Source organism: Streptomyces aureus, from assembly GCF_000725495.1.
GTDB lineage: Bacteria > Actinomycetota > Actinomycetes > Streptomycetales > Streptomycetaceae > Streptomyces > Streptomyces aureus_B.
Genome location: NZ_JNZD01000001.1, coordinates 509,409 through 520,680, shown reverse-complemented (window position 1 = coordinate 520,680; position 11,272 = coordinate 509,409). Strand labels below are relative to the sequence as shown.

The 11,272-nt window shown below is 75.0% G+C and carries 6 protein-coding genes; 4 read left to right on the top strand and 2 right to left on the bottom strand.

Annotation, left to right across the window (positions count from 1 at the left end; translation table 11 throughout):
- On the top strand, positions 1 to 481 hold a 481-nt coding region (locus IO36_RS02335), incomplete at its 5' end, for an NPCBM/NEW2 domain-containing protein (protein WP_037615262.1).
- 30 nt (positions 482 to 511) lie between these two features.
- Here the strand turns inward: IO36_RS02335 and IO36_RS02330 are convergent.
- Positions 512 to 3,853, bottom strand: a complete 3,342-nt coding sequence (locus IO36_RS02330) for an AfsR/SARP family transcriptional regulator (protein ID WP_063764812.1) — start codon at positions 3,851 to 3,853, stop codon at positions 512 to 514.
- 352 nt (positions 3,854 to 4,205) lie between these two features.
- Complete coding sequence (locus IO36_RS02325) at positions 4,206 to 6,299, bottom strand: asparagine synthase-related protein (RefSeq protein ID WP_037615260.1); 2,094 nt, start codon at positions 6,297 to 6,299, stop codon at positions 4,206 to 4,208.
- A 794-nt stretch (positions 6,300 to 7,093) separates the two neighbouring features.
- On the opposite strand from IO36_RS02325, the gene IO36_RS02320 reads away from it, so the two are divergent.
- From IO36_RS02320 to trmB, 3 genes are all read left to right on the top strand, one after another.
- Complete coding sequence (locus tag IO36_RS02320) at positions 7,094 to 8,515, top strand: NsdA family TPR-like regulatory protein (RefSeq protein ID WP_037615259.1); 1,422 nt, start codon at positions 7,094 to 7,096, stop codon at positions 8,513 to 8,515.
- Between the two features lie 255 nt (positions 8,516 to 8,770).
- Positions 8,771 to 10,006 carry an L-2-hydroxyglutarate oxidase gene (lhgO, locus tag IO36_RS02315; protein ID WP_245173088.1) on the top strand — a complete coding sequence of 412 codons (1,236 nt, stop codon included), beginning with the start codon at positions 8,771 to 8,773 and terminating at the stop codon, positions 10,004 to 10,006.
- Between the two features lie 403 nt (positions 10,007 to 10,409).
- On the top strand, positions 10,410 to 11,246 hold the full coding sequence (gene trmB, locus IO36_RS02310; protein ID WP_037615256.1) for a tRNA (guanosine(46)-N7)-methyltransferase TrmB: 837 nt from the start codon (positions 10,410 to 10,412) through the stop codon (positions 11,244 to 11,246).
- The last annotated feature ends 26 nt before the right edge of the window (positions 11,247 to 11,272 follow it).

The following is an 11,272-nucleotide window of genomic DNA, read 5'->3' as shown; positions in this document are numbered from 1 at the left end:
GCCCAGCCCCGCCCCGGAACCCACACCGCCGCCCGCCCCGCCCGCGCCCTCCGTCTACCGGTGGAGCGATCTGGGCTACGACGTCCTGGGCGACCACACCGGACCGGAGATGCGGCTCGGCGAGAGCAGCTGGGTGTGGAAGCGCCACCGGCTGAGCATCGCCGAGACCCGGTTCACGAACGGCGTGACCGTGCACGGCAGGTCGTCGGTGACCATCGACCTCAACCGCGAGTGCAGCGCGTACGACGCGATGGCGGGCGTCGACGACCTGACGCTGGGCCTGGGCACGCTGCGGTTCTCCGTCTACGGGGACGGGACCCGGCTGTGGCGGTCACCGCCGATCGAGGGCGGCGACCCGGCGGTCCCCGTCCATGTGGACCTCACGGGCCGGCGGACGGTCCGGCTCGTCGTCGACCCCCTCGGCCCGTTCGACTCGAAGTCCCTGGGCGACTGGGCGGAGGCGAAGTTCCTGTGCCGGTGAGGCCCGGCCGGCCGCCGCGCCGGTGAACGCCTAGCGCCTCTCCGACGAGCCCCTGCCGACGGGGTCCCGCTCCAGGGCTTCGGTCAGGACGGCGAGGGCCTGTTCCTGGTCGTAGTCGGCGCCGCGGGCCCGCTCCGACGCGTACCGTTCCGGGCCGAGTGCCGCGAGGGCCGCGGCCTCGGTGCGCCGGACCTCGGCGCTCTCGCGGGCGGACCGCAGATCCCCGCCGCGCCAGCCGGTGCCGGCCGCCGTCAGCCGCGCCGCCGTCGCGTGGGCGCCGAGTTCGCCGAACAGCCGCGCGGCCCGCTCAGCGAAGGCCGCCGCCACGACGTCGGCGCAGCGGGCGTCCATCGCGTGCCGCAGCCCGGAACCGAGCTTCCGCAGGCCCGGTGCCGGCCCGGACTCGGCGGCCGTGACCAGGGCGTCGACCAGGTCGAGTGCCGCCGTGAACTGCGGCGGAGGGGTGCTGCCGCGGAAGCTCTCCGCCCGGGACTTCTCGCACAGCTCGCGGGCGAGGGCGACCTGGCCGCCGTCCTCCAGGACGACCTGGGCCCGCAGCAGATGGACGAACGCCCGGGAGTCCGTCACCCCGTACCGGTCGGCGGCGGCACTCGCCTCGTCGAGGGTCGCGAGCGCCAGGGCCCCCTCGCCCGCGCGGTGGGCGATCTCGGCCAGCCGCGCCATGAGGAAGGGGACCTCCGCGTAGGCGCCGACCTCGTAGGCGAGCCGCAGGGCCTCCTCGTACTCGCCCTTCGCCTCGTCGTAGCGGCTGCGGGCCATGGCCGCCTCACCGGCCGCGCTGCACACCTGGGCCCGCATCCAGCGGTCCCCGACACTCCGGCTGAGCCCGCGCAGCTCCTCCAGGTCCTCGTCCACCCCGGGCATGCCGCCGGGGGCGTCGACGACCATGTGGGTACGGAGCATCAGGGCGACGCCGACCTCCCACGGGCCGCCGTACTCACGGCAGTTGTCGACCATGGCGTGCATCGCGGGTCCCACGTCGTCCGGCTCGCCCAGGAAGTGCGCGGCCATCGGCCAGATGATCCCGGGCATGCGCGCCGCGTCCGGACCGCCCCGCGAGAAGGCGCCCCGCACGCGTTCCACGTACTCCCGGAGCCGGTCGTGCCCCCACTCGCCGAGGGGTACGACGTCCACCTTCAGGAACAGGTGGAACATGCGCAGCCGCATCCGCAGGGCGCGCAGCGGGTGCTGTTCCTCGCGCTCGGGGTGGTCGAGGAAGGCGCTCACCGGGTCCACGCCTTCGAGTTCGGAGGCGATCCGGTCGCCGTCGCCGCACCCGGAACGGCCGTCCCCCGCAAGCTCGGTGGCCGGGGTGTCGAGCAACGCGCCCAGGCGGAGGACGAGTTCGGTCCAGCGGATGCCCTCGTGGCGGAAGTTGCGCAGCCACCAGAACCAGCCCATGTCGAGGACGAGGGCGCCCGCCTCCTCCTCGTCCCGGGCGGCGAGGGAGCGCCACAGGGCGGCCCGGATGTTGTCGTGCTCGGTCTCCAGCCTCCGGATCCAGGGGAGTTGACCGGCCGAGCGCAGCCGGGGCTCGGCTTCCTCCGTGAGGGCGCGCACCCAGTCCCGGTGGCGTCGCTCGGCGGCGGCGCGCAGCTCGGGAACCTCGGCGGCGCGTTCGGTGGCGTACTCGTGGATGGTCTCCAGCATGCGGTAGCGCATCCCGTCGCCGGTGCCGTCGGGAGTGGCGACGAGGAGGGACTTGTCGACGAGCGCGCCGACGAGGTCGGCCGCGGGGCCGGTGCACACGGCCTCGGCGGCGGCCAGGTCCCAGCCGCCGGCGAACACGGACGCCTCGCGCAGCACGGCCCGCTCCCGTTCGTCGAGCAGGTCCCAGGACCAGTCGACGACGGCGCGCAGGGTCTGCTGGCGCGGCAGCACAGTCCGGCTGCCGGAGGTCAGCAGGCGGAAGCGGTCGTCGAGCCGGTCGGCGATCTGGCGGGGGGTGAGCAGCCGGAGCCGGGCGGCGGCGAGTTCGATGGCCAGGGGCAGGCCGTCGAGGCGGCGGCAGATCTCGTCCACGGCGGCGGAGTCGTGGAGGGCGTCGGGGCGGGCCACGGAGGCCCGTTCCTTGAAGAGGCGGCGCGCGGGATCGGGCGGGAGCGGATCGACGGGGCGCACCAGTTCGCCGGGGACGCCGAGGGGTTCGCGGCTGGTGGCGAGGATCGTGAGCCCGGGGCAGTGGGTCAGCAGGGTCTCGGCGAGTCCGGCCGCCGCGTCGATGACGTGCTCGCAGTTGTCGAGGATCAGGAGCTGGTCGCGCGGGGCGCAGTACTCGACGAGCAGGGCGACGGGATCGTCCTGGGCGGCGGACTTCTCGCCGGTGATCAGCGCGGTCTCGCGCAGGCCGAGGGCGCTGAGGACCGCGCCCGGGACGGCCTCGGGCCGGTCGAGGGGGGCCAGTTCGGCGAGCCAGGCCTGCGGGAGTCCGGCGGCGGCCTCCTCGGCGAGACGGGTCTTCCCCGAGCCGCCCGGTCCGGTCAGCGTGACCAGGCGTGCCCCGCGCAGATCCGCGCGGATGGCCCCGACCTCGTGTTCCCGTCCGACGAACGAGTCCAGCCGGGGGCGGATGTTGCCGGTGCGCCGGGCACGCGAGGGGTCCTCAGGTCGCGGACTCACCCTCGGGGGCGTCTCCCCCGGGTCCAGCAGGGCGGCGTGCAGGCCCCTCAACTCGGGCCCGGGGTCGGTCCCGAGACCCTCCATCAGCGCGCGGCGCACGTCCTCGTAGGCGGCGAGCGCGTCGGCTCCGCGACCGGACTCGCGCAGGGCGCGGATGAGCAGGGCGTGCAGGGCCTCGTCGTAGGGGTGTGCGGCCGTCAGCTCCTTGAGCTCCGGTACGAGGTCGAGGGCGCGGCCGAGCCGCAGGTCCGCCTCGACGCGGCTGCGGGTCGCCTCCAGGCGCAGGGCCTCCGGGCGGGTCGCGGCGGTGCGGTCGGGGAGGTCGGCGAGGGCGGGGCCGCGCCACAGGGCGAGCGCTTCGGTCAGCCGGGCGGCGGCCGTGCCGGGGTCGCCGGTGTCGAGGGCGGTCCTGCCCTCCGTGACGAGGCGCTCGAACACGAAGAGGTCGATGTCGTCGCGGGTGGCGGTGAGCCGGTAGCCGCCGGGCTCGGAGGTGACCGCCTCCTTGCCGAGGGCTCGGCGGAGGCGGCCGATCAGGGCCTGGAGGGCCGCGGGTGCGTCCTGGGGCGGGTCGTCGGCCCAGACCTCGTCGATGAGGGTGTCCGGGGGGAGGGGGCGGGAGGGGTGGGTGGCGAGGGCTGTGAGCAGCGCGCGTACCCGGGGGCCGCCCACCGTGACGAGGGTCCCCCGGTCGTCCTCCGCCTGGGCCACCCCCAGAATCCTGTACCGCACGCCCCCATTCTCACCGCCCGCCGCCCCCAGGTCACCGGGATACCCCGGCGAGCCGCCCCACGCCCCGGCGACGGCCCCCCGACACAACCCTTCTTTCGCCCCCTCCGCCCCTACCCGACCCGTAACCAGGGGCTCCGCCCCCGGACCCCCGCTCCTCAAACGCCGGAGGGGCTGAAAGTCACCCCAGCGAGGAACTGAACCCAAACCACAGCGCACCCGCCACTCGGCCGTGCCGGTACATCGATGCCCGTCGCCACTAACGTCCACATCTCCGTCCAACGGCGACGGGCTGATGCACCGGCACGGCCCCGACCCACCCACCGGACCGCACCCGGACCGAAACCGCCGACGCTCAGGACTGCCCGGCCGCCGCGCCCAGCGCTCTCCCCTGCGGGACTATCCCCGCGGGTACGGCCCGCTGACGGGCCGGCGTACCCGTCCAGCACGTCCCGCGCCGCGCCAGCAACCGCCGCAGCCACAGCTCCAGCGACACCAGATCGGCCAGCCCGTCCAGCGGCAACGGCGCCCCCTCCGCCGCCGAGCGCAGCGCCTTGCGGACCACCCGCGCCTCGACGAGCCCCGCCTGGGCGAGCAGCGGCGTGTCGAACAGGGAGACCAGGGAATCGGCCGCCACCCGCACCCCGGTCCGCGCCGCCGCAGCGGAGGACGCGTGGGTCGGCGCCCCCCACCCGGAGGGCAGGTCCGCCACCCCGGCCCCCTCCAGGACCGTACGCAGGATCGCCGCCCGCGCCCCGGGCTGCACCCGCAGCGCCTCCGGGAGTTCACGGCAGGCCCGCACGACCTGGTTGTCCAGGAACGGCGTGTGCAGCCGCTGGAAGCGGATCTCGGCGGCCTGCTCCAGGACGCGCACGTCGCCCGCGTGCCGGGCCAGCGCCGCACGGGCGCGGAAGTCCCCCGGCCGCTGCCCGGGACCGACGTTGAGCCGCCCCCCGCCCGCTTGCAGGCGAACCGATACTTCAGCCAGCGCCTCCCCGGTCAGCCACCGCGCGGCGGGCCCGGGTCTCGCCCAGCTGAGCGCCGCGAGCGAGGCGCCCACCGCGCCTCCGGGTTCCTCGAACCGCCGTTGCAGCAGCTGCTCGGCGAGGACGTCGACCCCGGTCCGGTACGGAGTACGGGCGAGCTTGCGCGCGGCTCCGTACACGCGCGCGGGGACCATCACAGAGCCGTCGGCCTTCGTCAACGCGGCGACCGGGCGCACGAGATGGCGGCGCTTGCGGTCCATGAGCAGATCGGCGAGCCGGGCCGGGTGGGCGTCCAGGACCTGCCGGGCGCCGTATCCGGTGAAGTGGTCCGCGCTGCCGGAGGCGAGCCGCGCGCGGTGGCGGGCGGCGGTCACCAGGGAGGGCCCCGGCTCGTCGGTGAGCGGTCCGTCCAGGTCGGCGTAGGGGAGGGTCTCCTCGCCGCCGGTGACGACGACGTGGTGGAGCCGGGGGTTGGCGGCCAGCGTCCCGGCCCGCTCCAGCTCGGCCTCGCGGTCGCGCACGGCGAGGTCGTTGAAGGTGACGGCGAGGAGCCGTTCCCCGGCGCCGGTGCCGTGGCCGAGGACGGTGCCGGGCGCGCCGGGCAGTCCGGCGGCGAGCAGGGCGAGGGTCCCGGAGGCGGGCCCTCCGGAGAGGTCGGCGCCGATGCCGGGAACGGGCGTGCCGCGCGCGGCACGCCGCTCGGCGGGGCCCATGCCGGGCACGGGCCCGGGGTCCACGTCGGTGCCGGGCACGTGGCGGGGGGCGGAGAGACGGGTGCGGACGGCCTCCACGAGGGCGTCGCGCACGGCGTCCACGGCGAGGGCGGGATCGGCGATGGGCGCGGCGACGGCGAGGGAGGCGACGGGTTCGTACCCGGCGATCTCGCGGGCTCCGGCCCGCAGGACGAGGGTGTGGCCCGGCGGGATGCGGCGGACGCCCTCGTACGGGGTGGAGTCGTGCACGGCGGCGGGGACGTCGGGGGCGGCGAGCACCGCGGCCAGGTGCCCGAAGTCGAGGTTGGCCTCGATGAGGTCGGCGAGCGGGAGGGCGGCGGTGGCGTAGGCCGTGCCGCCCGCCCAGGGGGTGTAGAAGACGGGCCGGGCGCCGGCGAGGTCCCCGCTGACGGTGACCCGGCGGCCGACCTGGACGACGGCGGTGTAGCTGCCGGACCAGTTGGTGAGGTGGCGCAGCGCTCCGCCGCGCGCGGCGAACAGCCCGACCCGCAGTTCGTCGTCGGAGGCCCCGCAGGTGCCGAGGACGGCGATGCGGTTCTCGGCGTCGGCCCTCACCACGCGCACCTCGTCGGGGCGCCAGTCGCCGACGGCCCACAGCGGATCGGGGTCACCCCACAGGAGTTGGGAGCCCACCGGGTGCACGGTCTCGCCGTCGTAGCCCGTGGCGCCCGCCGAGCCGACCGCGGACGCTCTGGCGACGGTGCTGCTCCACCCCACCAACCATCGCATCGCCGCCTCCACAGGCTGTGGACAACCAGTGCACCGTACGAACTCGGCACCATGCTGCCACGAAGGAGGCGCATCAGAGGGTTCCTGCGACGCCTTGCGCTCCCCGAAATGCGCCCCCGCACGACCGCCGCGCCACCGCGAGGGGGCACTTCACAGACAAGTACCCTCTCCGCAGAGCCCGTTGAGGAGGCCGGCACCCCCGTCGGCGCACCGGAGGGAAATCCACCCCGGGCCGCGGGCGACCCACCACCGACCCCGGGTCGGCCGCCACCACCCGCCCCCGGCAGGTCGACGCGAATGCGCCCCCGATACGCTCCCTCTGGACGCCCTTCGCGCCCTCAACTCGTATGGTGGGAGCCCTGATTGCTCTCAGGGGCGGCCGTCGATTTTCGGCCAAATCGGCGAGGGGCGGACAGGCGCGGCCACGCTCCGTACAGGCCGTGCGCATCACTTCGGCAACGCACAGTCCGGGAGGCGGAGTTCGCCCCCCGGACCGGTCCGCCGCCCGCGGGGATGTAGGCGGCGGTGTCCCCCAGCCCACTGGATCCAGTACAGCGGGCCGACCCACGCACGTTCCATGGAAGCGCTCCCCGCGATGGCCGGAGAAGAGCGCACGGACGGGCGCACGGCCACACAACAGGAGCACGCCGCAACAGTCCGTACAGTCGTACGGACCACAATCCCGCCAACCGGACGTACGCCCCTTAACGCTGGGGATCGGGCGAACTACGCTGGGTTTACGAATGCCGCGTGGTTATGCCACCGCGGCAGCCGTCTGTGTCGAGGGGTGGCGCATGTCCAGGGAGCAACGCGGGCCGAACGAAAAACTCGGCGCCGTTCTCGCCCTCGCGGGAATCAGCAACGCAGGACTCGCGCGTCGCGTCAACGACCTTGGCGCCCAACGCGGGTTGACTCTTCGCTACGACAAGACGTCGGTGGCGCGCTGGGTGTCGAAGGGCATGGTGCCGCAGGGCGCCGCGCCGCACCTCATCGCGGCCGCGATCGGCCAGAAGCTCGGCAGGCCGGTGCCGCTCCACGAGATCGGCCTGGCGGACGCGGATCCCGCGCCGGAAGTGGGCCTCGCCTTCCCCCGTGACGTCGGGCAGGCGGTGCGGTCGGCGACGGACCTGTACCGCCTCGACCTCGCCGGCCGCCGGACCGGCGGCGGCATCTGGCAGTCGCTGGCCGGTTCCTTCGCCGTGAGCGCCTACGCGACCCCCGCCTCCCGCTGGCTGATAACCCCGGCCGACAGTTCGGTGGCGCGCGAGGTGAGTCCGGGCGAGGGCTCCGGGGCGCCGCTGAAGGTCGGCCACAGCGATGTGCAGAAGCTCCGCGAGGCCGCCGAGGACGCGCGGCGCTGGGACTCCAAGTACGGGGGCGGCGACTGGCGTTCGTCGATGGTCCCCGAATGTCTGCGGGTCGAGGCGGCACCGCTGCTGCTCGGCTCCTACTCGGACGAGGTCGGCCGGGCGCTGTTCGGCGCGTCGGCGGAGCTCACCCGGCTCGCGGGCTGGATGGCCTTCGACACGGGCCAGCAGGAGGCGGCGCAGCGCTACTACATCCAGGCGCTGCGGCTGGCGCGCGCGGCGGCCGACGTGCCCCTCGGGGGTTATGTGCTGGCCTCCATGTCCCTCCAGGCGACGTACCGGGGCTTCGGCGACGAGGGCGTCGACCTCGCCCAGGCCGCGCTGGAGCGCAACCGCGGTCTCGCCACGGCCCGCACGATGAGCTTCTTCCGGCTCGTCGAGGCACGGGCCCACGCGCGCGCGGGCGACGCCCAGGCGGCCGGCGCGGCGCTCAAGGCCGCGGAGGGCTGGCTGGAGCGGGCCAGGGACGGCGACAACGACCCGTCCTGGCTCGGCTTCTACGGGTACGACCGCTTCGCCGCCGACGCGGCCGAGTGCTATCGCGATCTGAAGGCCCCGCGCCAGGTGCGCCGTTTCACCGAACAGGCGCTGTCCAAGCCGACGGAGGAGTTCGTGCGCTCGCACGGGCTGCGTCTGGTGGTGTCGGCGGTCGCCGAGCTGGAGTCCGGCAACCTGGACGCGGCGTGCGAGCAGGGCGTGCGGGCGGTGGAGGTCGCGGGGCGCATCTCCTCGGCGCGCACCACCGAGTACGTGAAGGACCTGCTGCACCGGCTGGAGCCGTACGGCGACGAGCCGCGCGTGGTGGAGCTGCGCGAGCGGGCCCGCCCGCTGCTGATGGCTCCCGCCTAGCCGCGGGCCGCTCCGGCCGGAACGGAACAGCCGACGGTACGGACGGAACAGCCCGCGGTCCCGCCGGGACAGTCGGTGCCCCGCACGGGAACGACCGGCGGCCCGGACGGAAACGGCCTGAGGCTCGCTCGGGAACGCCCGGCGACGAAGACGAGGCGCCCGGCGAATCGGGCGGAGACAGGCGCGCCGCGCCCCCGCGACGCGAAAGAATCACGGGGCACGGTGCTCGGGTTTGAGGGCGTTGTCAGTGGCGCAGTGCACTATCGAGGCCGGGAGGTGGTGCGGGTGCGGAGCGCGTACGACTGCGATGTGCTGGTGATCGGCGGTGGGATCGTCGGCCTGTCGACGGCGTATGCCATCACGCGGGCGGCGCCGGGCACGCGGGTGACCGTGCTGGAGAAGGAGCCGGGTCCCGCCCGGCACCAGACCGGGCGCAACAGCGGGGTGATCCACAGCGGGATCTACTACCGTCCCGGATCCCTGAAGGCGCGGTTCGCGGTCCAGGGCGCCGCGGAGATGGTCAAGTTCTGCGCGGAGTACGACATCGCGCACGCCGTCACCGGCAAGCTGATCGTCGCCACGGACAAGGCGGAGCTCCCCCGGCTGCACGGCCTGGTGCAGCGCGGCCGGGAGAACGGCATCCCGGTCAAGGAACTGGGCCCCGCCCAGCTCACCGAGTACGAACCCGAGGTCCGCGGCCTCGCCGCCATCCACGTCGGCTCCACCGGGATCTGCGACTACGTGGCGGTGGCCCGCCGGCTCGCGGAGGCCTCCGGGGCGGAGATCCGGTACGGGGCACAGGTCGTGCGGGCGGACCGCCGCGCGCACCGGGGCGTCGCCGTGCGCACGGCCGACGGGACGGTCGTCCGCAGCCGGGTCCTCGTCAACTGCTCAGGGCTGCACTGCGACCAGATCGCCCGTCTGACGGGCGACGACCCCGGCATGCGGATCGTCCCCTTCCGCGGCGAGTACTACACGCTGGCGCGTCCCGAGCTGGTGCGGGGCCTGGTGTATCCGGTCCCCGACCCGGCGTTCCCGTTCCTCGGCGTCCATCTCACCCGGGGCATCGACGGCGGCGTCCACATCGGCCCCAACGCGGTGCCCGCGCTCGCCCGCGAGGGGTACGACTGGGGGGTCGTCCGGCCGCGTGAACTGGGCGGGACCCTGGCGTGGCCGGGTTCCTGGCACATAGCGCGGCGGCACTGGCGCTACGGAGCAGGGGAGCTGCGCCGGTCGGTGTCGAAGGCGGCGTTCACGGAGGCGGTGCGGCGGCTGCTGCCCGCGGTGACGTCTCAGGACCTGGTTCCCGCCGCCGCCGGGGTCCGCGCCCAGGCGGTCCTGCGGGACGGCACCCTGGTGGACGACTTCCTGATCAAGGAGGGCCCGAGGACCGTGCACGTCCTGAACGCCCCGTCGCCCGCGGCCACCGCCTCCCTCCCGATCGGCCGCGAGGTGGCCCGCCGGGCCCTGGCGTCCCTGTCGGCGACCTGACCCGTCCACCCCGCCCGCAACTGAACCCGACCCCATCCGCCCCCGGCGTCGACCTGAACCCGACCCCACCCGCACCCGGTCGGCGCCCCAAGCCGGCCCGCCGACCCCCGACGGCGACCCGAGCCGCCGCACCCGCACCCGCACCCGGCAGCAACCCATGCCGACCGCCCCGCACCCGGCGCCAACCCGAGCGGGCCCGCCGACCCCCGGCGCCAACCCGAGCGGGCCCGCCGACCCCCGGCGGCGACCCGAGCCGCCGCACCCGCACCCGGCGGCGGTGCCCCCGCCGACCCCGAGCGGGCCCGTCGAGCCCGGGGCACGGCCCACCGACCCCGCCGGCTGCCCCCGCCCATCGGGACGGGACGCCGCACGTCCCGTCCCCGCCCGTAAAATCGACCCCACTGTGTCTGATTTCCTCGACTCCACCGAAGAGACCCGGCCCGCCTCCGCCGAGGACGGCTCGCCGCGTCACCACCGTGCCAAGGGCGAGCCCCGCTTCCCCGAAGGGCCGCAGGCGGATCCCGCCGGTTCGCACTTCGAGCGGCGGATCCGAAGCTTCCAGCCGCGCCGGAGCCGGGTGACGACCGGGCAGGCGGACGCGCTGCAGCGGCTGTGGCCGAAGTGGGGCCTGGACATCGACGGACAGGGCACGCTCGATCTGGCGGCCCTGTTCGGGGCGGACCTCCCCGTGGTGCTGGAGATCGGCTTCGGCATGGGTGAGGCGACCGCGCTGATGGCGGCCGAGGACCCGGCGACCGGCATCCTCGCCGTGGACGTGCACACGCCCGGCCAGGGCAATCTGCTGAACCTCGCCGAGCGCAGCGGCCTGACCAACGTCCGGGTCGCCAACGGCGACGCGATCATCCTGCTCCGCGAGATGCTCACGCCCGCCTCGCTGCACGGCCTGCGCGTCTACTTCCCCGACCCGTGGCCGAAGAAGCGGCACCACAAGCGGCGGCTGATCCAGCCGGAGTTCCTGGATCTCGCCGCGACCCGCCTCGCGCCGGGCGCGCTCGTGCACTGCGCGACGGACTGGGAGCCGTACGCGGAGCAGATGCTCGAGGTGCTGAGCGCGCACCCCGCCTTCGAGAACACCGTGGCGGAGGGCGGTTTCGCGCCGCGTCCCGCGTTCCGGCCGCTGACCCGTTTCGAGGGCCAGGGACTGGACAAGGGTCATGTGGTGAACGACCTTCTCTTCCGCCGCGTACAGGATCGAGACCAGCACACCCCGGGCGTCTGACCCGCACACACCCGCCGGTGTCCGCC